Here is a 22,930-nt window from a genome sequence, read left to right on the forward strand (position 1 = left end):
TTCTGCGGCGTTGTTTTTCCGGCTTCATCGCCGAAGGATTTCCTGCCCATGCAATCCCTGTGGATGGTCGCCGCCGCATTCCTGTTCGCCTGCATGGGCGTGTGCGTCAAGCTGGCGGCCGAGGCGGGCTATTCCCCGGCGGAAATCGTCTTCTACCGCAACGCCATCGCCCTGGCCCTGATGAGCGCCTCCATGCTCTGGGGACGCCTCGATCCGCGCACTCCCCACTGGAAATTCCAGATCTACCGGGGCGTCTCCGGCTTCATCTCCCTCATGCTGTACTTCTACGCCATCGCCTGGCTGCCCCTGGCGACGGCGGTGACCCTCAACTACACCTCGCCCCTGTTCCTGGCCCTGTTCCTCGCCGGCCTCTCCGGCGCCCGCCTGCCCGCCAGCCTGGTGGGCGCCCTGGTGGCCGGCTTTGCCGGGGTGGTGTTGCTGCTGCAGCCTACCTTCCATGCGGACCAGCTGGCCGGCGGTCTCATGGGCCTGGCTTCCGGCGTCCTCGCCGGCCTGGCCTATTACAACGTGCGCGAGCTGGGGCAGAAGGGGGAGCCGGAGTGGCGCACGGTGTTCTACTTCTCCCTGCTGTCCACCCTCGGCGCCGGCTTGTGGATGCTCTTCTTCCGCTTCCATCCCCTGACCCTGCGCGGCGCCGGCCTGCTGCTGGGGGTCGGCATCTTCGCCACCCTGGCCCAGCTGGCCATGACCCGGGCCTACAGCCGGGGCCGCACCCTGGTGGCGGCCAGCCTGGCCTACACGGCGGTGGTCTTCGCCAGCCTGTTCGGCATGCTCTTCTGGGGCGAGGTGCTTTCCCTCGCCGCCTGGCTGGCCATCGCCATCATCGTCCTCTCCGGCATGGCCGCCACCCGCTTCTCCCGGGCCAATCCGGCGGAGCAGGACTAGGCCGGCACCCGGCGCCGCCGGGCCCGCCCATGGCTGCGCCGGCCGCCCCATTCCAAGTTAAACTCATATCCACATAACAACACGGAGCAAGCCATGATCGTTACCGACCACCAGGACAACCTGGTTTCCGTCGCCGTTTTCGGTGAATTCACCCTGGCCGATTACAAGGAGTTCGAGGAGCTGGTGAATTTCAAGGTGAAGTTCGAAGGCCCGGTGAATCTCTTTTTCGATCTGCGCCAGATGGCCGACGTGACCCTGGACACGGCCCTGGAGGAAATCCGCTTCTCCAAGGCCCACGCCAACGATTTCGAGCGCATCGCCGTCATCACCGAGAGCCAGTGGGTGACCTGGAGCGCCTGGCTCTCCCGTGCCTTCGTCGATGCCAGCATCCGCGTCTTCTCCGACGAAGCCGAAGCCAAGGCCTGGCTGGCCGAACAGGACGTCATCTGATGCCTGCGGCCATCCACACCACCCTGGTGGATGGGGCCACCCTGGCCGCCCGCCTGGGCGATCCGGCCTGGGTGGTGGTGGATTGCCGCCATGATCTGGCCGACCCGGCCGCCGGGGAGACCGCCTACGCCCGGGGGCACATTCCCGGAGCCGTCTTCCTGCATCTGGACCGGGATCTTTCCTCTGCGAAAAACGGCCGCAACGGCCGCCATCCCCTGCCTGATATCGCCACCCTGGCCGCCGCCCTGGGCCGGGCCGGCATCGGCCCCGGGGTCCAGGTGGTGGCCTACGACGACTGCGGGGGCATGATGGCCGGGCGCCTGTGGTGGCTGCTGCGCTGGCTCGGCCACGAGGCCGTGGCCCTGCTGGACGGCGGCCTGCCTGCGTGGACTGCCGCCGGCGGCGCCCTGAGCGCCGAGATGCCCGAGCCTGCCGCCCGCACCTTCACGCCCGCGCCCCGGGACTGGGTGCTGGGCGCCGACCAGGTGCTGGCCGGCCTGGGCCGGACGGACCGGATCATCGTCGATGCCCGGGCGCCGGACCGTTTCCGCGGCGAAAACGAAAGCATCGACCCGGTGGGCGGCCATATCCCCGGCGCCCGCAACCGCTTCTTCCGCGACAACCTGGGGCCCGACGGCCGCTTCAAGCCGGCCGATCAGCTGCGCCAGGAGTGGACAGAGGCCCTGGCCGGCTTTGCTCCTGAACAGGTGGTGCACCAGTGCGGCTCCGGCGTTTCCGCCTGCCACAACCTGCTGGCCATGGAAATCGCCGGCCTGCCCGGTGCCCGGCTCTACGCCGGCTCCTGGAGCGAGTGGTGCGCCGATCCGGCACGGCCGGTGGAGCGCTGAAAGGGCAGGGCGGTGCTGGCCTTCGAACTGCTGGCGGAACAGCGCATCAACGAGGCCCTGGCCAAGGGCGAGCTGTCGGACCTGCCCGGCAGCGGCCAGCCCCTGGAGCTGGGCGACGACCTGCTGGTGCCGGAAGACCAGCGCCTGGCCCAGCGCATCCTCAAGAATGCCGGCTACACCCCCCCGGAAGTGGGGCTGCGGCGGGAGATCGCCCAACTGCGTGCCGAACTGGAACTGCTCGACGAGGTGGAGCGCGGTCCCGCCTGGCAGCGCCTCTGCCTGCTGATGAGCCAGCTGAGCCTGGCCCGTGGCGCCGCCATCAATCTGTCCCTGGAAGACCGTTACTGGGAGCGCCTCAAGGCGCGCTTCGCCGGAAGTGTGGGGGATGGGGAGAAGAGGGGCGAAGGGGACGGCGGAGGCCGCGGGCCCGCCGCCTGAAGAGGCTTCAGACGCCGCCCGTGGGCGGCGTTTTCTTTTCCAGCTGCCGTTCGGCCCAGGCCACGTGCTCCCGCACCACGGCGGAGTCGTCCTCCCGGCGGGCGGCCAGGGCCGTCCTGGCTTCCTCCGTCGCCGGGCCGTTGCCCAGGGCCACGGCGATGTTGCGCCGCCAGCGTTCAATGCCGATGCGGCGGATGGGGCTGCCGGCCATGCGTTCGAGGAAATCCGCCTCGCTCCAGGCCATCAGGGCCGAGAGCCGCGCCGCATCCAGGCCCTGGCGGGGCGTGAATTCCGGGTCCCCCACTTGGCCGAAGCGGTTCCACGGGCAGCACAGCTGGCAGTCGTCGCAGCCGTAGATGCGGTTGCCCAGCAGGGGCCGAAGTTCCTCCGGCATGGCGCCGTCCAGCTCGATGGTCAGGTAGGAGATGCAGCGGCGGGCGTCCACCTGGTACGGAGCGACGATGGCCCGGGTCGGGCAGACGTCGATGCAGCGCGTGCAGGCACCGCAGTGATCGCTCACCTCGGCATCCGCCGGCAGGGGCAGGTCGGTGTAGATTTCGCCGAGGAAATGCCAGGAGCCCTCCCGCGTCAGCAGCAGGGTGTGCTTGCCGCGCCAGCCCAGGCCGGACTTGCGCGCAAATTCCACCTCCATCACCGGGGCCGAGTCGGAAAAGACCCGGTAGCCGAAGTCGCCGATTTCGGCCTGCAGCCGGTCCGCCAGCTTCTGCAGGCGGTTGCGGATGACCTTGTGGTAGTCCCGTCCCAGGGCGTAGCGGGAAACATAGCCCAGGGCCGGATCGGCCAGCACCTGCTCGGGCTCGGCGCCCCGGGGCAGGTAGGGCAGGCGCACCGAAATGACGGTCTGCACACCGGGCACCAGCTGGCCCGGATCGAGCCGCAGGGGGGCGTGTTTGGCCATATAATCCATGCTCCCGTGGCGCCCCTGGTCGAGCCAGGCCAGCAGCCGCTGCCCGGCCTCGCCGATCTCGGCCCGGCCGACGGCCACCTCGGCAAAGCCCAGTTCCCGGCCCCAGGCCTTGAGGCGGGCGGCCAGTCCGGGCCAGTCCGGGGCCGCTCCTCCCGCCGCCGGGCGGGCGGGTGTGCCGGCTCCCGTTTGCTGCATTTCTTCCGTTGGTTCCATATGCCCGATCATAGCGAATCTGCTGCCCAATCCCTTAATCCAGGCCAAAGTCTGCTGCTGGCGAACGAAGCAGCGACCCAGGCCCTGGGTGCCGCCCTGGCCCAGGCCGCCGGGCCGGGCCTGGTGATCTACCTGGAAGGAGACCTGGGGGCGGGCAAGACCACCCTGGTGCGGGCCCTGCTGCGGGCCCTGGGCCACACCGGTCCGGTGAAGAGCCCGACCTACGCCTTGGTTGAAGTTTACAAACTTTCGAGCTTATACTTGTATCACTTTGATTTTTATCGTTTCGAGTCGCCGGAAGAGTTTGTCGATGCTGGGTTGGATGATTATTTCCGCCAAGGGGCCCTGTGCCTCGTGGAATGGCCGGACAAAGCCGCGGGCTTTGTGCCGCCGCCCGATCTCGTCCTGGCTTTCCGCTTCCGCGACGATGACGGCCGTGATCTCCTGCTGCAACCCCATTCTCCGGGAGGTGAGCAATGCGTAAACGCTCTCATGTCCCGCCTGTCGAGCGACGCCGGGCCCTGCTGAAGGCCGGCGGGGCCGCCCTGGTCCTGCTCGTCACGCCCCTGGCCCGGGCCGCCGCCGGCAAGTCGCCCTCCATCCTCTCGGTGCGGGTGTGGCCCGCCGCCGATTACACCCGGGTCACCCTGGAGCATGACGCCCCGGGCGGCGCTCCCCTGAAGTTCACCCAGTTCTCGGTGAAGAATCCCGAGCGTCTTGTGGTGGATATCGAGGGCATCGAATTCAACAGCGTGCTCGACGGCCTCTCCAACAAGGTGGCGCCGGACGATCCCTACATCAAGCTGCTGCGGGCCGGCCGCTTCAAGCCCGGCGTGGTGCGCCTGGTCATGGAGCTGAAGACCGAGGTGCAGCCCCAGGTCTTTTCCCTGAAGCCGGTGGGCGAGTACGGCAGCCGGCTGGTGCTGGACGTCTACCCGGCCAATCCGCCCGATCCCCTGCTGTCCCTGCTGGACAAGAAGGACGGCGACGGGTTGGATGCCATCGCCGAGGCCGGCCGGCGCGAACCGGTGGCCGAGGCGCCGTCCCAGACCCAGCAGGCCCCGGGCCGCGCCCAGGAAGCCCGGCCGGCGGAACCGGCCAAGCGCAACACCAAGCCGGTGGTGGATCGTCTCGTTACCATCACCCTGGACCCGGGCCACGGCGGCGAAGATCCGGGGGCCGTGGGCAAGGGCGGCAGCCACGAGAAGGATGTGGTGCTGTCCATCGCCAAGCGCCTGAAGGCCAAGATCGACGCCGAGCCCAATATGCGGGCCGTGCTGACCCGGGATTCGGACTTCTTCGTGCCCCTGCACATGCGGGTGCAGAAGGCCCGCCGGGTCCAGGCCGACCTCTTCGTTTCCATCCATGCCGACGCCTGGATCAAGCCCGATGCCCGGGGTTCCTCCGTATTCGTGCTGTCCGAGCGCGGCGCCTCCAGTTCCCAGGCCCGCTGGCTGGCCCAGAAGGAAAACGAGGCCGACCTCATCGGCGGCGTGAACATCGGCGTCAAGGATCCCTTCCTCGCCCGCACCCTGCTGGACCTTTCCCAGACTGCCACCATCAACGACAGCCTCAAGCTGGGCAAGGCCGTGCTGGGGGAGCTGGGCGGCATCAACGCCCTGCACAAGGCCAGCGTGGAGCAGGCCGGCTTTGCCGTGCTGAAGGCGCCGGACATTCCCTCGATCCTGGTGGAGACGGCCTTCATCAGCAATCCGGAAGAGGAAAAGCGCCTCAACGACGACGCCTACCAGGATCGCATGGCCGAGGCCATGCTCAAGGGCATCCGCCAGTACTTCGCCAAGAATCCGCCCCTGGCCAAATCCAGGCTGGCCCGGCTCGACTGAGCCCAAGTCCCCACCGTCTCTGATGCCTGCCCGGAGAGGCAGGCGGGACGGCCTTTGCAGGCAGGCCATGCCGTCCAGGACCGTCCCTTCTGCTCTGGCGGGCAGCCCCCTGTGGCGGTTCTCTCCCGGAGCGGGCGGCGGTGCCGCAGGACGGGGGTAAAACCGTTATAATTCAGCCTTTTTTCGCGCCCCGCCCGGGGCATAAGAAGGATTCCGGCTTCCACCATGCTCGTCCTGCGCGGCGTTAAAACCTCGGCCCCCAGTGCCACGGTGCTGACCATCGGCAATTTCGATGGCGTGCATCTTGGCCACCAGGCCCTGCTTGCCCGCGTCGGCCAGGCCGCCCGGGCCTGCGGCCTGCCGGCGGCGGTGCTGACCTTCGAGCCCCATCCCCGTGAGTTCTTCGACCCGGCCTCGGCCCCGGCCCGGCTCACCACCCTGCGCGAGAAGCTGGAACTGCTGCAGAACTACGGCGCCGACCTCACCTGCGTCAGCCCCTTCAACACCGTCTTCGCGGCCCTGACGGCGGACGAGTTCATCGAGCAGGTGCTGGTGCGCTGTCTCAGGGTGCGCCATCTCATCATCGGCGACGACTTCCGCTTCGGCGCCCGCCGGGCCGGCGATTTCGCCCTGCTGCAGGCCGCCGGTGCCTCCTTCGGCTTCCAGGTGGAGGCCATGGAGAGCGTGGTGCAGGGCGGCGAGCGGGCTTCCAGCTCCGGCGTGCGCGAGGCGCTGGCGGCCGGCGACATGGCCCGGGCCGCCCGTCTCCTGGGTCGTCCCTACAGCATCGACGGTCGCGTGGTGCATGGCCAGAAGCTGGGGCGCCAGCTGGGCTTTGCCACCGCCAACATCCGCATCAAGCACAATCCCCTGCCGCTAACCGGCGTCTTCGCCGTGAGCGTCACCGGCGCTGCCGGCCGGCCCCTCAACGGGGTGGCCAACCTGGGGGTGCGTCCCACCGTGGGCGGTCAGCTGCAGCCCCTGCTGGAAGTGCACCTCTTCGATTTCGACGGCGACATCTACGGCGCCCACCTTTCCGTTTCCTTCCTGCACAAGCTGCGGGACGAGATGAAATTCCCCGACTTCAACGCGCTCGTGGCCCAGATCGGCCAGGACGCGGAAGCCGCCCGCGCATTTTTCCAGCGTTAAGAAAACCTTAGGTATTTGAGGCTGTTATGGCTGACTACAAGAACTCCCTGAATCTTCCCGACACTCCCTTCCCCATGCGTGGCGACCTGCCCAAGCGGGAGCCCCAGTGGGTGCAGCAATGGCAGGAAAAGAAGCTGTACCAGAAGATTCGCGAGATCTGCGCCGGCCGGCCCAAGTTCATCCTGCACGACGGCCCTCCCTACGCCAACGGCAACCTGCACCTGGGCCACGCCCTGAACAAGATCCTCAAGGACATCATCGTCCGCTCCAAGACCCTGGCCGGTTTTGATGCGCCCTACGTGCCGGGCTGGGACTGCCACGGCCTGCCCATCGAGCACAAGATCGAAGTCACCCACGGCAAGAACCTGCCCGCCGACAAGGTGCGGGAACTGTGCCGCAGCTACGCCGCCGAGCAGGTGGAAGTGCAGAAGAAGGAATTCATCCGCCTCGGCGTGCTGGGCGACTGGGACAACCCCTACCTGACCATGAACTTCGCCAACGAGGCCGGCGAGATCCGCGCCCTGGCCGAAATGGTCAAGCAGGGCTACGTCTTCAAGGGCCTGAAGCCCGTCAATTGGTGCTTCGACTGCGGCTCCGCCCTGGCCGAGGCCGAGGTTGAATACGCCGACAAGAAGTCCCCCACCATCGACGTGGCCTTCCCCGTCAGCCAGGCCGATGCCCCCAAGCTGGCTGCGGCCTTCGGCCTCAATGCCCTGCCCAAGCCCGCCTATGCCGTGATCTGGACCACCACCCCGTGGACCATTCCCGCCAACCAGGCCCTCAATATCCACCCCGAACACGAATACGCCCTGGTGGACGCGGGTGACCGCCTGCTGGTGCTGGCCAAGGAGCTGGTGGCCGACTGCCTGAAGCGCTACGGCTGCGAAGGCACGGTGCTGGCGACCGTCAAGGGCAAGGCCCTGGAGCGCCTGGAATTCCGCCATCCTTTCTACGACCGGGTTTCCGTCGTCTACCTGGCCGACTACGTGGGCCTGGATGCGGGCACCGGCATCGTCCATTGCGCCCCCGCCCACGGCGTGGACGACTTCAACGCCTGGCGCCATTACGGCCGCGGCAACGACGAGATCATTTCCATCGTCAAGGGCGACGGTGTCTATGTGGACGAGCTGCCCTTCTTCGGCGGCCTCTCCATCTGGAAGGCCAACCAGGCCATCTGCGACAAGCTGTCCGAAGTGGGCTGCCTGCTTTCCCACGGCAATGTCAGCCACAGCTACATGCACTGCTGGCGCCACAAGACCCCGGTCATCTACCGGGCTACCGCCCAGTGGTTCGTCGGCATGGACCGCCTGCCCACGGACGGCAAGTCCCTGCGCGAAAAGGCCTTGGCCGGGGTCGAGGCCACCGCCTTCTATCCGGCCTGGGGCAAGCCCCGCCTGCAATCCATGATCGCCAACCGGCCCGACTGGTGCATCTCCCGCCAGCGCAACTGGGGCGTGCCCATTCCCTTCTTCCTGCACAAGGAAACGGGGGAACTGCATCCGCGCACCGTGGAGCTGATGGAGGAAGTGGCCCAGCGCGTGGAGAAGGAAGGCATCGAAGCATGGTTCAAGCTGGATGCGGCCGAACTGCTGGGGGCCGAAGCCGCCCAGTACGAAAAGATCAGCGACACCCTGGACGTCTGGTTCGACTCCGGCACCACCCACTGGCACGTGCTGCGGGGCTCCCATAACGATGGCCACGCCACCGGCCCCCGGGCCGACCTCTACCTGGAAGGCTCGGACCAGCACCGGGGCTGGTTCCATTCCTCCCTGCTCACCGGCGCCGCCATCGACGGCCACCCGCCCTACAAGGCCCTGCTCACCCACGGTTTCACGGTGGACCAGCAGGGGCGCAAGATGAGCAAGTCCCTGGGCAACACCATCCTGCCCCAGGAAGTCTCGGACAAGATGGGCGCCGACATCCTGCGCCTGTGGGTGGCCGCCACGGACTACTCCGGCGAGCTGGCCATGTCCAAGGAAATCCTGGCCCGGGTGGTGGAAGCCTACCGCCGCATCCGCAACACCCTGCGTTTCCTGCTGGCCAACATCGCCGACTTCGATGCGGCCAAGGACATGCTGCCGGTGGCCGAGTGGTTCGAGATCGACCGCTACGCCCTGGCTCTGACCCGCCAGCTGCAGACCCAGGCCCAGGCCGATTACGACCGCTACGAGTTCCACCGCGTGGTGCAGGCCCTGCAGACCTTCTGCTCCGAGGACCTGGGCGGCTTCTGGCTGGATATCCTGAAGGACCGCCTGTACACCACGGCACCGGCCTCCAAGGCCCGCCGCTCGGCCCAGAGCGCCCTGTGGCACGTGACCCAGAGCTTCATCCGCCTGATGGCGCCGATCCTCTCCTTCACCGCCGAGGAAGTGTGGCAGATCCTCTCCGGCGATGCGGACCAGTCCATCATGTTCCACACCTGGCACGACCTGCCGGCCCAGGCCGGCGAAGGCGAGCTGCTGGCCAAGTGGACCCTGATCCGGGAGGCGCGCGGCGAAGTGACCAAGGCCCTGGAGGCCCTGCGCGAGGAAGGCAAGATCGGCTCCTCCCTCCAGGCCGAAGTGCGGATCAGCGCCGAAGGCGACAAGTACGCGGCCCTGGCCAGCCTGGGCGACGACCTGCGCTTCGTCCTCATCTGCTCCAAGGTGAGCGTGGCCCAGGGCGCCGATGCCATCGCCGCCGAGGCCTCCACCCAGAAGAAGTGCGAGCGCTGCTGGCACTACCGGGAGGACGTGGGTAGCAACCCGGAACACCCCGAACTGTGCGGCCGTTGCGACAGCAACCTGCACGGCGAGGGCGAGGTACGCGAACGTGCCTAAGTCCTCCCTGGGCCGCTGGTACGGGCTGGCGGCCCTGGTCATCGTTCTCGACCAGCTCTCCAAATGGGCGGTGCTGGCGAGCCTGAACTACGGCGACACGGTCACCGTGACGCCCTTTTTCGACTGGGTCTTCGTCTTCAACCGGGGCGCCGCCTTCAGCTTCCTCGCCGACCAGCCCGGCTGGCAGCGCTGGTTCTTCACCCTGCTGGCCCTGGGAGTGTCCGGCTGGATCGCCTGGATGCTACGCCAGCACCTGGCCGAGCGCCTGCTGTGCTTCTCCCTGACCCTGATCATGGGCGGTGCCCTGGGCAACGTCATCGACCGGGTGCGTTTCGGCGCCGTGGTGGATTTCCTGCAGTTCCACGTGGCCGGCTGGTACTACCCGGCCTTCAACGTGGCCGACTGCGCCATCACCGTGGGGGCAATTTTGCTGGCCTGGGAGCAAATCCGGCGTAAACCTGTCCAAGGGAATCCGGATTCTTCCGCTTCCTAACGTCAGGGCCCGTTCATGAGCGACCACCGCATTCCTCCCGGCCAGCGCCACGTCACCGATTTTCCGGTGCTGGACCTGGGCATCCATCCCGACATCCACCATGAAAACTGGCAGTTGCGCCTGTTCGGCCTGGTGGCCCAGGAAGTGGTGCTGGACTGGGAACACTTGCTGGCCATGCCCCAGGTGCAGCGGACCAGCGATTTCCACTGCGTCACCACCTGGACCCGGCTGGACGTGCCCTGGGAGGGCGTGCTGGCCCGGGAAGTGGTGAATCTGGCCGGCCCCCTGGCGGAAGCCCGCCACGTCACCCTGCACAGCTACGACGGCTATACCACCAACGTGCCCCTGGCGGCGCTGCTGGACGACGACGTGCTGGTGGCCCACACGGTGGACGACGCCCCCCTGTCCGTCGAACACGGCGGCCCGGTGCGCCTGGTGCTGCCCAAACGCTACGCCTGGAAGAGCGCCAAATGGCTCTCCGGCATCGAATTCCACGCCGAAGACCGTCCCGGTTACTGGGAAGTGCGCGGCTACCACAACGAAGCAGATCCCTGGAAAGAAGAGCGGTATTCCTGATGAGCCAAGTCGATCAAGCAACGGTCCAGCCGGACAGCTTTCTCACCCTGCACTACCGCGTCACCACCGGCGACGGCAGCGAGATTCTCAACACCTTCGACATGAAGCCCGCCACCCTGCAGATGGGCAGCGGGCAACTGGCGGAGAACCTGGAGAAGTGCCTGCTCGGCCAGGTGGCCGGACAGCGCCACGTCTTCCTGCTGGAACCGGCCCAGGCCTTCGGCGAACACAATCCCCGGCTGGTGGAGCGCATCGCCCGGGAAGCCCTGCCGCCGGGCATGGAACTGAAGGAAAACTCCGTGGTGGAGTTCAACGACGGCGAGGGTGCCGAGTTCGCCGGCTTCCTGCGGGAACTGACGGAAAGCCACGCCCTCTTCGATTTCAACCACCCCCTGGCCGGCAAATCCGTGCGCTTCGAGGTGGAGATCATCGGCATCCTCTAAAGGCTTGCCCCGGAGCCTTGGCCCCGCCGCGTCCAACCCCCGGTGCCGGGAGCTGTGGCTCCCGACCCAACTGAGAGTCATCCATGGAAGTCATCCTCGCCAATCCCCGCGGTTTCTGTGCCGGCGTCGAACGGGCCATCGCCATCGTCGAACGGGCCCTGGAGCGTTTCGGCGCGCCCATCTATGTGCGTCATGAAGTGGTGCACAACAAGTTCGTGGTGGACGGCCTGCGCGCCAAGGGCGCCGTCTTCGTCGAGGAACTGGACGAAGTGCCCGCCGGTGCCACGGTCATCTTCAGCGCCCACGGCGTCGCCAAGGCCGTGCGCGAGGAAGCCGACCGGCGCGGCCTCAAGGTGTTCGACGCCACCTGTCCCCTGGTCACCAAGGTGCATAACGAGGTGGCCAAGATGCGGGAACAGGGGCGGGAAGTCATCATGATCGGCCACAAGGGCCATCCCGAAGTCGAGGGCACCATGGGGCAGAGCGTCAATGGCGGCATGCACCTAGTGGAAACCCGGGAGGATGTGGACCAGCTGATGGTGCGGTTCCCCGAGCAGCTGGGCTTCGTCACCCAGACCACCCTGTCGGTGGACGACGCCGCCAACGTCATCCAGGCCATTCGCGGGCGTTTCCCCGATGCCGCAGGACCGCGCAAGGACGACATCTGCTATGCCACCCAGAACCGCCAGGATGCGGTGAAGTATCTGGCCGAATCCTGCGACCTGGTGATCGTGGTGGGCTCCCGCAACAGCTCCAATTCCAACCGCCTGCTCGAAGTGGCCAAGCTGCGCGGTGTGCGGGGCTATCTGGTGGATGGGGCCGAGCAGATTGAGGCCGAATGGCTGCAGGGAGTGAACGCCATTGGCGTCACCGCCGGCGCCTCCGCACCGGAGACCCTGGTACAGGGGGTCATCTCCCGCCTGCAGGCGCTGGGCGCCGGTAATGTGCGCCAGTTGGGGGATGGGGAGCCGGAGGTGAACTTTCCCCTGCCCAAGGAACTGCTGGGCAACTGATTCAGGGGGCCGCCGTGGTTTGAGGCGGCCTGGGGCGAATCGTCACTTCAATGCGCAGCCGGCTCTTCACCGGCTGTCCGTCCTTTTCTGCCGGCAGGAATCGGGCCGATCCGAACTGCTGGGCGACCAGGGCATTCAGTCGCTCACTGAGATGGGTGGATTCCGTTTCCACCTTGTCCACTTTGCCCTGCTCGTTAATGTAGAGCACCAGAATGGCTTTGCCAGACCCCTCTTCGTCATCCACCATGCTGGTATCGATCGGGCTGGCAACGTGCGGACGTTGGGTCACTTCCGCCGGGGGATAGTAGTACGGTACCGGAATGCCGATGTCCGGTTTCCCGCCCTCGGATGAACTGGTGCCGTCGGAACCGCCTCCCTGTGCATTTTTCTCAACGACTTCTGGGGCGGTTGTCAGTTGTGGCGCCGCGGCTGGCGGCGCCTGCAAGCGTAGTCTGTCCTCTAATGCCCGTATGGGTGGGAGCGGGGCAGTCAACCCCAGCCGGACTTGCAGTGGTGTGTATGCATTGCCAAGTTTGGCTTCCAATCCAAGCGCAAGGCGAGGACTGCCACCGAGTGTTCCCGGCGGGAGGCTCAGCAGCAAGACATGCAGGCAGCAGGAAAGAAGTAGGGCCGAAGCCAGCGGTTGTCGATGCATCAGGGGAATAAGCATTACGCCCCTTGCGGGGCGTAATGTGGTTGGTTCCGGAGAATTGCTGCGGAAGGTCAGTTGGCCAACTCCCGCCACATCATGCGATTGCCACTGAGATTGCCGCCGCCGTTGCCGGTGCTGATGGGAAGGGTCATTGCCCCGCCCTTGAGATTGCCGTCGGCAGTGATGGTGAATACTTTGGGTGTTCCCCCCGGCAGTTTGATCACAGTCAGGCCGACGATGGGCGAGGTGAAGGTGTAGATGGCTCGGCCGCCGTCTACGCCGCCGCCGCTCTTGTAGTCCAGGAAATAAAGCTGGCTGGAGCCCCCCGGCTGGCAGGCACTGGCTTCGGGAACGATGCTGGAGAACATGACGGTACCGAAGAAGAGCTGGGCATTGAGATAGACCCGTTCTTTGCCCATCGGCAAATCCAGGTACCAGCCGCCATGGATGTTCCAATTGACCTCCGGTCCGCCAACCTCAGTGCCGTTGGCTACCTTGGCAACCATGGAGCCCCGGCTGATGGTGCTTGTGCCATCGTCTTTTACTGCATAAAAGGACTGGGAGGCCGGGTTGTCCAGGTCATCCTGTCCCAGATAGCGGCCGGTACCGAAGAAAAGAACCGTTTTGCCGTCAATTTCACCAATCTCGGGTGCGGCGGTGATGGCTTGGGACGAGCCGAGGGTCATGATCGGGGAGACTGTGCCTGCTGACAGGTCGAAGCGCCACATGTTGCCGAAGAGGTCGCCGCCATAGGCAGCCACCGCGGTATTGTCCTTGGCAAAATCGTCGGCCTTGACGTTGATGCGACCGAGGCCACTGGGATTGCCGGAGCTACCCGTGTTGGTCGAGAGGGTCTTGATCAGGGCACCGGTACCTGCATCCACCATGAAGATATAGCCCTTGCCATCAGCGGTCGGATAATTGGAACCTTCGGGAATGTTGTTATAGCCGGAGGGCAACAAGGCCACCCAGCGCCCATCTACCTTGGATACCAAGGGGGAGCCGTAGCTGTAGCCCATATTGGGGTTGTCATCTGCCGAGAAGGTCCACAGTACTTTGGGTGCGCTCGGAGTGGTGATGTCGAGCGCGTAGTAGCCGCGCCCACCCTTGCCCAGGCCGCCAATCAGTATGGTTTTCCAACTGCCGGTGACGAATGCATCGGTAACGATGATGGGGCCATCCACGAAGTAGCGGTGGTTGGTGGCGTAGTCCTTGTCCGCCAGGCGCCACAGGTCTTTGATGATCATGGGCGGTACATAGGCCCAGCTCTCGGCACCGGTGGCAGCGTCGAACGCATGCAGCATGCCGTCGTTGGCGCCGACATAGACCATGCCGGTCCGGCCTGCCTGGGCGGCCTTGAACTCGGCATAGCCCGCATCCAGGAACTCCAGGGAAGGAGTCTGTACGTAGACCGGCTGGCCGTGAACGATATCGCCGAGGACGGTGGAGCGATCCCGGTAGAGGCGGTTGTAGCTGCCAAAAGCCACGTCCCGTTCCTGGTCCTCGTAGCGGTTGTGTCCGCGGACATAATTCAGCATCAGTTCGCCGGTCGCCGTACTTTTGTCGGCAGCACTCCAGTCCAGGTATTGGCTGAGCTTGGTGTTATCAAAATATGCTTTTTGCGCCGCAGTCAGATTGGCCCATTCCAGCGCCTTGAGGGTGCTGCCACTGGAGGTATAAATAGCCCGGGTGTCGGTGTTGCCCACGGCGGGAATTTTGCTGTTGAGCTGGGGGGATGCCTTCCAGGTGGCATTGGCGGATATGTTGCCGGTGCTGAGGTCAATGGTGTAGGCAGATAACTCGCCTTCCCAGGCAACGGTGCGGTAATTGGCAACATAGATGTAATTGTCCCCAGCCGTCGGTTCCAGGGCTGACGTTGCTGCTGCGGCGCCGGAGCCGCTGCTGGCCTCCATGGCCCCTAGCGCGCTGGCCAGGCCGTTGACCAGAGCTTCCGGGTTGCGGGCGCTGAAGTAGGTGCCGCGGCCATTGACGGCTGCATGCCAGAGATCGTCAATACGGTCTTCATCCGAGGCATCCAATGGGTCCGGCCAGTTCTTGGTGCCTTGTTTGATGTCGTAGTAGGCGCCGGAGGTGGCCGTCTTGTAGCCATCCTGATATGTCAGGTTGCCATCCACACCGAGACCGATGGTGAAGGTGGTCATGTGCTGATGCGTGGCAACATCATCCTCCTCCAGTTTGGTACCAGCCGGCGGAACATTGTTCGGCATGTCGGAACGCAGGTCGGTGTGATAGTAGTAGTAGGCTACGTCGGCAAGGGTGCTGCTTTTCTTCAGCGCGTCGAAGGAAGGCCGTGTCGCAGTAGCGACTCCATCCTGATCGCCGACCACTGTTTTTCCGTCTTCCTTGGTTGGCCCATAGGTAGACGTTTCATCGTTGGTATTCCAGTAGCCGTCGGTCGAAAGAATCGTGAAGTTACGTTGGCAGGAATACTGGATGGGGTCCGCTCCCAGCTTGCCAGCATAAATTCGACCTGCTTTGGCCAGGGCACCCCGGAGCGGTGTACTGACGGTAGGGTCTCCCTTGTACAAACGGGTAAACCAGGTGTTTTTCTGGGTGGTGTCAAAATTATTGATGGCCAGGAAAGTATTGCTATCGGTGGCCCCCTTGTCGCTGATGGTGGAAAAGCCGACCCGTGCGTGGAAATAATTCTTGTCGAGGGGGTCGCTGGCATTGGGGGTGCCGCGGATATCGGCAAATGCCTGGCCAACGGCGGTCTTGGTCATCTGCATCCGGGTCCGGTACCAGGCATGCCAGTTGGCAAAATTGGTCATCTCCTGGGCGTAGGTGCGTGTCGTTCCGTTGGGGCCGGGATAGCTGGTGGTGCTGGGAACGATACTTACCCGTTTCCAGTTGCTGTAACGGACATATCGGTAGGTCGAGGATTTCTGAGCTTGGCAGGTGCCGGCCTTGCCGAATCTCGGGCCACTGCTTTCCTGGGCAGAACACCATTCGACGGTGGCCGTGTAGTAGAACGGGCCGCCGTAGCGGGTCTTGATGTTGCTATAGGTGCCGTTGGGATAGCTATAGGCATTGGCGCCATCGATCTGGGATACGCAGTTGCTGCCGTTGACGTCATCCCATCCATTTTTACAGGCGACTCGTTCCGGATAGTTGGTAACCAGGTTGATCGAACTGCCGCTCTGGATCCCGTAACCGTCATAAGGGACATTGGTCCAGGTGGTGTAATTGGTCTTGTCGCTATTGTCGGAGTTTTTCGGCGGAGTGTAGTTCACCATCGGGTTGTAATAGACCCGATTGAACGCGCTTAGATAATAAGGAGCATCGCCGTTAGTACAACTGGTCAGACTGGTTCCCGTACTGCGGCAATAGCTGCCATTGACGTAATCGGGCATGTAATCCCAGTCCATACTGCCCGAGTTATCCAGGATGAAATAGATATTCGGCAGAATGTTCTCGGTAGTGGCATTGGCCAGGGGAATATCGGCCAATGGCGTTTCTGCAGCACCGATGCCAATGGGAGTTGCGATCAGGGTGTAGCCCAGGGCGAGTGCAAGCAGACGGACCGAGGGGGATAAAACGGGAGATTTTTTCATGTTCGACTCCTTGGAGTGCGTCGACCGAATGCCACTCAAATGACGATAAAGGCTTGCAGGTAGCTGATATTGTTTCGCGCCCCGGAAACCCGGATGGTGACGCGGTATACGCCCATTGAGGCAATTTCCGGGTCCCAGGAGGGGGGTTGGTAGTTCGAAAGGCCTCCGACCACCCCCTTGCTACTATCTGTGCGAATGTACTGCCGCGTGGAACAGGTGGATGAGTCCAACGGACCAGTGGTGTCGCATAGGCGGTGGATGACATAACAGACAGTGTTGCCAACGCTGTCCTTGGCTTGGCAAGTGGGAGTGGTGGGGCCTCCCTGGCCGTCCCAATTGACGTTGTCACTGGTGTCGCCGGGAGTCACGTTGCCGGTCAGGTCCAGCATGTCCTGGCTGGTGGCGTAATAGCCATTGCCAGGTCGGTCCCCAGTGAGGGAGCTGGAGTTGTTCAATAGCCACGTGCGGGCCGTTTCAATGCCTTGGTCGCCGCTCAGGGTGGCGCTCTGCTGAAATGCCAGATTGCGGGCAATCAACGTGCCTGTATCCACCGAACGGATCAGGGCAACGCCGGCGATCGACATGGCAACTAGCACAATGAGGGCGACAAACAGGGCCAGGCCTTCCTGGCTTCTTGGTGAAGGCGGAATATGGTTGGGCATGGTCATGTCCTCACACGTTGCCCCAAATGACGTTACGTAGCGGCACCACCGTTTCGAACACCTTGTAACGGTAGCACTGCCAATCAGCCGGGAATGTGGTGATGTCAAATTTGGCCCAGGAAGACCAGGCAGCCACAGCTTCTTCTGTCGTTGTTTTGCAGGTTCCGTCGGAACCTGGCTTCTCATACTCTGCGCTGCGCGCCACGACGGCGACGCGCAACGCCTTGATCCGCTTTGAGTTGGCATTGCTCAGGGGGGCCGCCCAGGCTCCTCCTGCATCTACCCAGTCGGTGATTTTCTGGGGGCACGGAGTGCCGGCACAGACGTCCGTGATGCCGTACTGGGCTTGCAGGCTGAGGATGTCGGGAGCGATCTGGAAGGTCTGGAGAACCCCGTTTGCGTCCGGTTCCTGCAATTCGAGTTGCCCATTGGTAATGCGGTAGGTCTTCTGGCTGAGTTGCGGGAAACACTGCAAGTCCGCGCCCTTGTCGTATGCCGGCCAAGCATTGGCAAGCTTATAGGCTCCCGGTGGATTGTAGGAAGGAGCGCCCAGGCCGCTTTCCGTCCAGATGGTCAGCGTAGGCTTTTCTACCTTGGTGATTTGCACCAAGGTGCAGGTGCCGCTCTGCTGAATGAGGGCTAGCGGTTTTGGTACCGCAACTGTCGGTGTGCAGCCGTATAGACTGCGGACTCGCATGGATTCCGAGCCTGCCGCTGGCTTGGTGGTCAGCGCAGTCAGTGCAAACTTGTAGTTCGCATTGGCAGGGTTGTCGAAGTAACGGATGCTTATCTGATCCGGCCCGGTTCCACCTTCAGAAATGACGGCCGGCGTGAGCAAATTCGGGACTGCCCCGGGCGCGGATACCCCGTCATCGATATAACTGAAGACGCGGTCGCAGTCTGAGAACGTGTGTGCGTCGAGGCCCCAACCAGCTGCTTTGACGTCACTTTCCACCATGCTCAAGGACAGGGCGCCGTTGGTTTGGGCGTCGGCTGCACCTGTGGTTCCCCGCTTCTGGCGCTCGGCGGAGGCAAATACCTGGAACACCACGATGGAGGCAATCATGCTGATGACCATGCCCACCATGATCTCAACTAGGCCGAAACCCCTGCTTTTGTTATGCCGACTCATGTGACTCTCCTACGCCGCTCAAATCGGTGGATTGCCAACGATTTGGGCAACGGTGGAATACGTGTTTGACGATGCATCGCCCGGCATCTTCCATTCCACGGTTACCGTAACGGTCGTGCCGTTGATTTCTGTGGTGCGCTTTCCGTTAGGCAGGGCATCGATCTCTTTTTTGCTTTCGGCATACGCACCCAAATTGTCCCGGTCTCCCCACAACTCACCAATGCGTTGATTGGCAACGAATGCTGCGTCGACCCGGCTCTTTGCCTGGGTGACAGCTTTCGTTGAGGCTGCTTGCAGGCCGACGATCGCCAGGATGCCAAAAGAGAAAATCAGTACCGCAATCAGTCCTTCCAGTAGAACCGAGCCGCGTTGTTGGTGGGGAGTGAGGGTCAGCATGATCTGGGATCTCCCGTAGCACTGATGTGGGGGTCGCAGAGGCGGATTTGTCCTCCGGTGCTGATGGTGATGCGCATGTCGTTGGATTTGTCTGCTGCCAGTACCGATTCCGGTACGTCGACATTTATTCTGGTGATGATCGAAGATCCATCAAGGTTCAACATCGCAACCGGCAGGCGGCCAAGGCTGTTGAAGGTGATTGTCGTGGCGTCTCCTGGCGTTGGCGTCAGGATGGCATTGCGCGATCCTTCTCCCGCTGTGGTCTGCTGGATGATGGTGCCGCTGGCGGCTTCTCTTACTGTCCAGCCTGTTCCGCCCTGTGCCCCGGGATTGCCCAAGACGAATTCAACCGCTGTATTGCGCTTGACTGCTTCATTCCTGGCCAATTGAATGCCGGTCATCACCGTTTCGCTTGCTGTTCTGATCTGGGCGTTCTGAATCCATTCGGAAAAGCTTGGCATGCCGAACGTCAGCAAGATCGCCAAGATGACCAGTGCAACAGCCAACTCAATCAGTGTCGCACCTGCCTCAAAAGGCAGATGGCGGGGGGCTCTGCCTAACACGATCCGTCCTTCTTGGTGACCCAGCAGTTGTTGTTCGCTGACCACCCGGAGCCTGCGCTAGGAGTGGAGCGGTTGTTGTCCTGATCAATCCGCAAAGTAAAGCCGGACATGGTGCTCTTCCCAGTCGCTTCAAGGCGATAGGTGTTAGCTGCCACATTGGCACAGGAGAAGGTGAAACTCTTGCTGCTGGTGGCATCGTCGGCACAACCGGGAGCGTTAACGTAGGTCCGGTTGTTGTCATAGAACTGCTCGACTTGGACCCGCTTGGCAGCGAGAAGGGAGGTCGCCTCGGTCAAGCGGCTGCGGACGATGTAGTCCTGATAACCCGGGATGGCAATGGCTGCCAGAATGGCAATGATGGCCACCACGACCATGAGTTCGATAAGAGAAAATCCTGCTTGCCGGGAACTTCCAGTATTGGTGGGCGGCAGGTAGGAAAGCGGGGCATTGGGCATGGGAAGCTCCTACGGGTCGTTTAGCATTAATTTGGAATATGGCGGGGATTAATACAATTCCTGCCGACTATCGGCAAGTTTACCTTGATGAGTGGTTTCCCCTGCCAGTCCCGGCCCCGGTCACCCGTTAGCCCGATGGCTGGTTGGCCAGGCCGTATTTCCGGATTTTGTCGTGTAGCGTGGTCTTGGCGATTCTCAGATCTTCCGCGGTCCGCGCCAAACTGCCCTGGTTTCTTTCAAGGGCGTCGGTGATGAGGGCCCGTTCGAAACTGTCCACGGTTTCGGCCAGGGAGCGCTTTTGAGCGGGCGACTCCACGGTGAACGGTGCCACCCCCGCCTCGATCCCCAGCACGCAACGATCCGCCACGTTCCTCAGTTCCCGCACATTCCCCGGCCAGTCATAGGCCAGCAGGGGCCCCATGCGCGCCGGATCGGCGGCGGGCACCGGCCGTTCGTGACGGGCGGCGGCTTGTAGCAGAAAGTGTTCGAACAGCAGGGGAATGTCCTCCCGCCGCTCCCGCAAGGGCGGCAGGGGCAGGGTGGCGACGTTCAGCCGATAGTAGAGGTCGGCGCGGAAGCGGCCCTGGTCCGAGAGTTCCTTGAGATCCGCCTTGGTGGCGGCAATCACCCGGCAATCCACGGGAATGGGCGTGTTGGAGCCCAGGCGTTCCAGGCTGCGTTCCTGCAACACCCGCAGCAGCTTGATCTGCATGGCCATGGGCATGGACTCGATTTCGTCCAGGAACAGGGTGCCGCCGCTGGCGTGCTCGATCTTGCCGATGCGCTTCTTGGCGGCGCCGGTGTAGGCGCCGGCCTCGTGACCGAAGATTTCGCTCTCGAACAGGGTCTCGGGCAGGCCGCCGCAGTTGATGGCGACGAAGTTGCCGTTCCGCCGCGGGCCGGCCTCGTGCAGGCAGCGGGCCGCCAGTTCCTTGCCGGTGCCGGTCTCGCCAAAGATGAGGATGTCGGCGGCGCTGTTGCCCAGGTCCGCCACCAGCTGGCGCACCTTGACCATGGCCGGGGAGCGGCCGATGAGGCGGGCTTCCAGGGTATCCCGGCTTTCCAGGCGGGCCCTGAGTTGCCGTACCTCCAGGGTCAGGCGGCGCTTGTCCAGGGCGCGGCGCACCACTTCCACCAGATAGTCGGGGGAAAAGGGCTTTTCGATGAAGTCGTGGGCGCCGCCCTTCATGGCCTGCACCGCCAGGGAAACGTCGCCGTGGCCGGTGATGAGCACCACCGGCAGCTCCGGGTCGATGGCCTGCAGCTCCTTGAGCAGGGCCATGCCGTCCATACCCGGCAGGCGGATGTCGCTGACGACGATGCCGGGAAAGTCCCGGGTCAGACGGCGGCGGGCCTTCTCGGCGCTATCGACGCTGCTCACCGGAATATCTTCCAGTTGCAGGGCCTGTTCGCAGCCCAGACGCACGTCCGGATCGTCTTCCACCAGCAGCACTTGCAGGGACTCTTGTTGGCTCATGAGAGGGCTCCAGGGGCGGCGGGAGCGGCCGGCAGGTCCAGGGTGAACACAGCGCCGCCATCGGGGTGGTTGTCCCCCGTCAGGTTGCCGCCGAAATCGGCGACGATACCGGCGGAAATGGCCAGGCCCAGGCCCAGGCCGCTGCCGGCTTCCTTAGTGGTGAAGAAGGGCTCGAACAGGTGATTGCGGGCTTCCTCGTCCAGGCCCGGGCCCTGATCCCGCACCTTCACCTCGATGCGCTCACCCTGGCGCCGGGCGCTGATGTCCAGGGCCTGCTGGGGACGGCCGGCCATGGCGTCGAGGGAATTGGCGGCCAGATTGACCAGCACCTGTTCCAGCCGGTTGGGGTCGCACCAGGCCAGCAGCTCTTCCTCGGGCAGGTCGATGCAGGCCACCACGCCGGCCCGTTGTAGGCGTTGTTCCAGCAGGAACAGGGCGTTATCCAGCGCCCGCCGGATGGGCACGGCCTGGGGCTTGCCGGTGGATTTGCGGGCGAAGGACTTCAACTGGCCGGTGAGGCGGCCCATGCGGTCCACCAGTTCGCCGATACGCTCCAGGTTGCTGCCGGCGGTTTCCTGGTCGCCCCGGGCGAGGAATTTGCGGGCGTTGCCGGAAAGGGTGCGCAGGGCCGCCAGGGGCTGGTTCAGTTCGTGGGCGACGCCGGCGGAGAGCTGGCCGAGCACCGCCAGCTTGCCGGCCTGCACCAGTTCGTCCTGGGCGGCGCGCAGGGTGCGCTCGGCCCGGGTGCGCTCTGCCACTTCTTCCTGCAGGCGGGTGTTGGCGGCGGAGAGGTCGGCCGTGCGCTCCTCCACCTTGCGTTCCAGCTCGTCGTGGGCCTTCTGCAGGGCTTCCCGGGCGGCCAGACGGTCCCGCACATGGCGGCGGCGTTCGTTGAACATGAGGGCCAGGATGCACAGGAAGGCGGCGCCGATGCCGGCCAGGGCGGCCCGGTTGGCAGCGATTTCGCGCACCTGCTCCTGGTGGGAGAAAACGGTGATGGTCCAGGGGGTGCCCGGCAGGGGCTGGGTCTGGGCCAGGAACTTGCCGGCCACCGGGAACATGGAAACCATCTCCGGCCCGGCCTTGGGCAGGCGCACCAGACGGGCGCCGTGGTCCAGTTCAGCCAGCTCCACCACCCCCAGGGGGTTGAGGGCGCGGCGGTTGTACTGCTGGGTCTGGTCGAAGGCACGGCGGGTGGCATCGTCCAGGGGCTTCAGGGTGGTGAATTTCCAGTCCGGCACCGAGGCCAGGATGACCACGCCGTTCTCGTCCGCCACCAGGGCCGGAGCCTCCACGGTGGACCAGGTCTTTTCCAGCTGTTGCAGGCCCACCTTGAGCACCGCCACGCCCACCGTGCCCTGGGCGTTGGTCAGGGCCGAGGTCAGGTAGTAACCCGGCTCGCCTCGGGTGGTGCCGATGCCGAAGAAGCGGCCGCTGCCCGTATCCATGGCCTGGCGGAAATAGGGGCGGAAGGAGAGGTCTTCCCCCAGGTAGCTATCCGGGCGGCGCCAGTTGCTGGTGGCCATGACCCGGCCATTGACGTTGAGGACGTAGATGGAAAGGGTGCCGGCCCGCTCGTTGAGCTGCTCGAGGTATAGATTGAGCTGTTCGATCTGGGCCGGCGTGGGCTTCGGGGTGGTGAGCAGGTGCAGCACGTCCTTTTCCAGCCCCAGGGTGGTGGGGAAGTAGGCGTACTTGTCGATTTCCCGCTCCAGGCTGGTGGCGTAGAGGTCCAGCCGGTGCCGGCCCGTGGCTTGCAGTTCGGCCAGGCCCATGGCCAGGCTGAAGCGGAAGGCCAGCAGGCTGGTGCCGCCCACCAGGGCGGCGAAGCCCAGGAGCAGGATGGCGAGGCGGAAGAGGCGCTGGCTGGGTGGCATGGAGCGTGGCGGTGGTGGAGG

At 64.3% G+C, this 22,930-nt stretch carries 22 protein-coding genes; 12 read left to right on the forward strand and 10 right to left on the reverse strand.

Annotation, left to right across the window (positions count from 1 at the left end; translation table 11 throughout):
• Positions 1-48 precede the first annotated feature (48 nt).
• The 4 genes from ACLSSQ_RS04730 to ACLSSQ_RS04745 all read left to right on the forward strand — a co-directional run bounded on the left by ACLSSQ_RS04730 (position 49) and on the right by ACLSSQ_RS04745 (position 2,642).
• Positions 49-906, forward strand: a complete 858-nt coding sequence (locus tag ACLSSQ_RS04730; protein WP_130459055.1) for a DMT family transporter — start codon at positions 49-51, stop codon at positions 904-906.
• A gap of 93 nt (positions 907-999) precedes the next feature.
• Entirely contained in the window at positions 1,000-1,356 is a 357-nt protein-coding gene (locus tag ACLSSQ_RS04735) for an STAS/SEC14 domain-containing protein (RefSeq protein WP_014238513.1), read from the forward strand.
• Positions 1,356-2,204: a sulfurtransferase gene (locus ACLSSQ_RS04740; protein ID WP_416243926.1), complete on the forward strand. Its 849-nt coding sequence runs from the start codon at positions 1,356-1,358 to the stop codon at positions 2,202-2,204. The genes ACLSSQ_RS04735 and ACLSSQ_RS04740 overlap by 1 nt, the downstream gene beginning before the upstream one ends.
• Before the next feature lie 12 nt (positions 2,205-2,216).
• Complete coding sequence (locus ACLSSQ_RS04745) at positions 2,217-2,642, forward strand: DUF1992 domain-containing protein (RefSeq protein WP_416243927.1); 426 nt, start codon at positions 2,217-2,219, stop codon at positions 2,640-2,642.
• Positions 2,643-2,649: 7 nt separating this feature from the next.
• Here ACLSSQ_RS04745 and queG read toward each other — a convergent pair whose 3' ends face one another.
• Positions 2,650-3,765, reverse strand: coding sequence for a tRNA epoxyqueuosine(34) reductase QueG (gene queG / locus ACLSSQ_RS04750; RefSeq protein ID WP_416244284.1), 1,116 nt, complete (start codon positions 3,763-3,765; stop codon positions 2,650-2,652).
• An 18-nt stretch (positions 3,766-3,783) separates the two neighbouring features.
• On the opposite strand from queG, the gene tsaE reads away from it, so the two are divergent.
• From tsaE to ispH, 8 genes are all read left to right on the forward strand, one after another.
• Positions 3,784-4,311, forward strand: a complete 528-nt coding sequence (tsaE, locus tag ACLSSQ_RS04755; protein WP_152090858.1) for a tRNA (adenosine(37)-N6)-threonylcarbamoyltransferase complex ATPase subunit type 1 TsaE — start codon at positions 3,784-3,786, stop codon at positions 4,309-4,311.
• A complete protein-coding gene (locus ACLSSQ_RS04760; protein WP_152089701.1) occupies positions 4,260-5,627 on the forward strand; it encodes an N-acetylmuramoyl-L-alanine amidase in 1,368 nt (455 codons plus the stop codon). The genes tsaE and ACLSSQ_RS04760 overlap by 52 nt, the downstream gene beginning before the upstream one ends.
• 225 nt (positions 5,628-5,852) lie before the next feature.
• A complete protein-coding gene (locus ACLSSQ_RS04765) occupies positions 5,853-6,776 on the forward strand; it encodes a bifunctional riboflavin kinase/FAD synthetase (protein WP_287873941.1) in 924 nt (307 codons plus the stop codon).
• Between the two features lie 26 nt (positions 6,777-6,802).
• Complete coding sequence (ileS, locus tag ACLSSQ_RS04770) at positions 6,803-9,595, forward strand: isoleucine--tRNA ligase (protein ID WP_416243928.1); 2,793 nt, start codon at positions 6,803-6,805, stop codon at positions 9,593-9,595.
• The gene (gene lspA, locus ACLSSQ_RS04775) at positions 9,588-10,088 is read left to right on the forward strand and encodes a signal peptidase II (protein ID WP_014238505.1); all 501 of its coding nucleotides are present in this window, start codon (positions 9,588-9,590) and stop codon (positions 10,086-10,088) included. The genes ileS and lspA overlap by 8 nt, the downstream gene beginning before the upstream one ends.
• Before the next feature lie 15 nt (positions 10,089-10,103).
• Complete coding sequence (locus ACLSSQ_RS04780; RefSeq protein ID WP_416243929.1) at positions 10,104-10,664, forward strand: sulfite oxidase-like oxidoreductase; 561 nt, start codon at positions 10,104-10,106, stop codon at positions 10,662-10,664.
• Complete coding sequence (locus tag ACLSSQ_RS04785; RefSeq protein WP_130459047.1) at positions 10,664-11,107, forward strand: FKBP-type peptidyl-prolyl cis-trans isomerase; 444 nt, start codon at positions 10,664-10,666, stop codon at positions 11,105-11,107. Before ACLSSQ_RS04780 ends, ACLSSQ_RS04785 begins: the two co-directional genes overlap by 1 nt.
• A gap of 83 nt (positions 11,108-11,190) precedes the next feature.
• On the forward strand, positions 11,191-12,120 hold the full coding sequence (ispH, locus tag ACLSSQ_RS04790; protein ID WP_416243930.1) for a 4-hydroxy-3-methylbut-2-enyl diphosphate reductase: 930 nt from the start codon (positions 11,191-11,193) through the stop codon (positions 12,118-12,120).
• Between the two features lies 1 nt (position 12,121).
• On the opposite strand, the gene ACLSSQ_RS04795 is transcribed toward ispH, so the two are convergent.
• From ACLSSQ_RS04795 to ACLSSQ_RS04835, 9 genes are all read right to left on the reverse strand, one after another.
• Positions 12,122-12,790: an energy transducer TonB gene (locus ACLSSQ_RS04795; RefSeq protein ID WP_416243931.1), complete on the reverse strand. Its 669-nt coding sequence runs from the start codon at positions 12,788-12,790 to the stop codon at positions 12,122-12,124.
• 53 nt (positions 12,791-12,843) lie between these two features.
• Positions 12,844-16,347 carry a pilus assembly protein gene (locus ACLSSQ_RS04800; protein WP_416243932.1) on the reverse strand — a complete coding sequence of 1,168 codons (3,504 nt, stop codon included), beginning with the start codon at positions 16,345-16,347 and terminating at the stop codon, positions 12,844-12,846.
• Positions 16,348-16,382: 35 nt separating this feature from the next.
• Complete coding sequence (locus ACLSSQ_RS04805) at positions 16,383-17,015, reverse strand: pilus assembly PilX family protein (RefSeq protein ID WP_050804331.1); 633 nt, start codon at positions 17,013-17,015, stop codon at positions 16,383-16,385.
• Between the two features lie 4 nt (positions 17,016-17,019).
• Positions 17,020-18,141: a PilW family protein gene (locus tag ACLSSQ_RS04810; RefSeq protein WP_014238498.1), complete on the reverse strand. Its 1,122-nt coding sequence runs from the start codon at positions 18,139-18,141 to the stop codon at positions 17,020-17,022.
• 18 nt (positions 18,142-18,159) lie between these two features.
• Positions 18,160-18,537, reverse strand: a complete 378-nt coding sequence (locus ACLSSQ_RS04815) for a type IV pilus modification PilV family protein (RefSeq protein ID WP_014238497.1) — start codon at positions 18,535-18,537, stop codon at positions 18,160-18,162.
• Entirely contained in the window at positions 18,531-19,145 is a 615-nt protein-coding gene (locus ACLSSQ_RS04820) for a GspH/FimT family pseudopilin (protein ID WP_235832416.1), read from the reverse strand. The genes ACLSSQ_RS04815 and ACLSSQ_RS04820 overlap by 7 nt, the downstream gene beginning before the upstream one ends.
• Positions 19,094-19,555, reverse strand: a complete 462-nt coding sequence (locus tag ACLSSQ_RS04825; RefSeq protein ID WP_014238495.1) for a type IV pilin protein — start codon at positions 19,553-19,555, stop codon at positions 19,094-19,096. Before ACLSSQ_RS04825 ends, ACLSSQ_RS04820 begins: the two co-directional genes overlap by 52 nt.
• Before the next feature lie 127 nt (positions 19,556-19,682).
• On the reverse strand, positions 19,683-21,032 hold the full coding sequence (locus ACLSSQ_RS04830) for a sigma-54-dependent transcriptional regulator (RefSeq protein WP_416243933.1): 1,350 nt from the start codon (positions 21,030-21,032) through the stop codon (positions 19,683-19,685).
• Positions 21,029-22,909 carry a sensor histidine kinase gene (locus ACLSSQ_RS04835; RefSeq protein WP_416243934.1) on the reverse strand — a complete coding sequence of 627 codons (1,881 nt, stop codon included), beginning with the start codon at positions 22,907-22,909 and terminating at the stop codon, positions 21,029-21,031. The genes ACLSSQ_RS04830 and ACLSSQ_RS04835 overlap by 4 nt, the downstream gene beginning before the upstream one ends.
• Positions 22,910-22,930: the final 21 nt, after the last annotated feature.

Origin of the sequence: Azospira sp. APE16, assembly GCF_047901315.1 — a bacterium.
Taxonomy (GTDB): Bacteria; Pseudomonadota; Gammaproteobacteria; order Burkholderiales; family Rhodocyclaceae; genus Azospira; species Azospira oryzae.

Bases quoted from the DNA above. Each gene is read 5' to 3' on its own strand.
- ACLSSQ_RS04730 (WP_130459055.1), top strand. From the start codon at position 49: ATGCAATCCCTGTGGATGGTCGCCGCCGCATTCCTGTTCGCCTGCATG.
- ACLSSQ_RS04735 (WP_014238513.1), top strand. From the start codon at position 1,000: ATGATCGTTACCGACCACCAGGACAACCTGGTTTCCGTCGCCGTTTTC.
- ACLSSQ_RS04740 (WP_416243926.1), top strand. From the start codon at position 1,356: ATGCCTGCGGCCATCCACACCACCCTGGTGGATGGGGCCACCCTGGCC.
- queG (WP_416244284.1), bottom strand. From the start codon at position 3,765: ATGCAGCAAACGGGAGCCGGCACACCCGCCCGCCCGGCGGCGGGAGGA.
- tsaE (WP_152090858.1), top strand. From the start codon at position 3,784: ATGCCCGATCATAGCGAATCTGCTGCCCAATCCCTTAATCCAGGCCAA.
- ACLSSQ_RS04760 (WP_152089701.1), top strand. From the start codon at position 4,260: ATGCGTAAACGCTCTCATGTCCCGCCTGTCGAGCGACGCCGGGCCCTG.
- ACLSSQ_RS04765 (WP_287873941.1), top strand. From the start codon at position 5,853: ATGCTCGTCCTGCGCGGCGTTAAAACCTCGGCCCCCAGTGCCACGGTG.
- ileS (WP_416243928.1), top strand. From the start codon at position 6,803: ATGGCTGACTACAAGAACTCCCTGAATCTTCCCGACACTCCCTTCCCC.
- ACLSSQ_RS04780 (WP_416243929.1), top strand. From the start codon at position 10,104: ATGAGCGACCACCGCATTCCTCCCGGCCAGCGCCACGTCACCGATTTT.
- ACLSSQ_RS04785 (WP_130459047.1), top strand. From the start codon at position 10,664: ATGAGCCAAGTCGATCAAGCAACGGTCCAGCCGGACAGCTTTCTCACC.
- ispH (WP_416243930.1), top strand. From the start codon at position 11,191: ATGGAAGTCATCCTCGCCAATCCCCGCGGTTTCTGTGCCGGCGTCGAA.
- ACLSSQ_RS04795 (WP_416243931.1), bottom strand. From the start codon at position 12,790: ATGCTTATTCCCCTGATGCATCGACAACCGCTGGCTTCGGCCCTACTT.
- ACLSSQ_RS04800 (WP_416243932.1), bottom strand. From the start codon at position 16,347: ATGAAAAAATCTCCCGTTTTATCCCCCTCGGTCCGTCTGCTTGCACTC.
- ACLSSQ_RS04805 (WP_050804331.1), bottom strand. From the start codon at position 17,015: ATGACCATGCCCAACCATATTCCGCCTTCACCAAGAAGCCAGGAAGGC.
- ACLSSQ_RS04810 (WP_014238498.1), bottom strand. From the start codon at position 18,141: ATGAGTCGGCATAACAAAAGCAGGGGTTTCGGCCTAGTTGAGATCATG.
- ACLSSQ_RS04815 (WP_014238497.1), bottom strand. From the start codon at position 18,537: ATGCTGACCCTCACTCCCCACCAACAACGCGGCTCGGTTCTACTGGAA.
- ACLSSQ_RS04825 (WP_014238495.1), bottom strand. From the start codon at position 19,555: ATGCCCAATGCCCCGCTTTCCTACCTGCCGCCCACCAATACTGGAAGT.
- ACLSSQ_RS04830 (WP_416243933.1), bottom strand. From the start codon at position 21,032: ATGAGCCAACAAGAGTCCCTGCAAGTGCTGCTGGTGGAAGACGATCCG.
- ACLSSQ_RS04835 (WP_416243934.1), bottom strand. From the start codon at position 22,909: ATGCCACCCAGCCAGCGCCTCTTCCGCCTCGCCATCCTGCTCCTGGGC.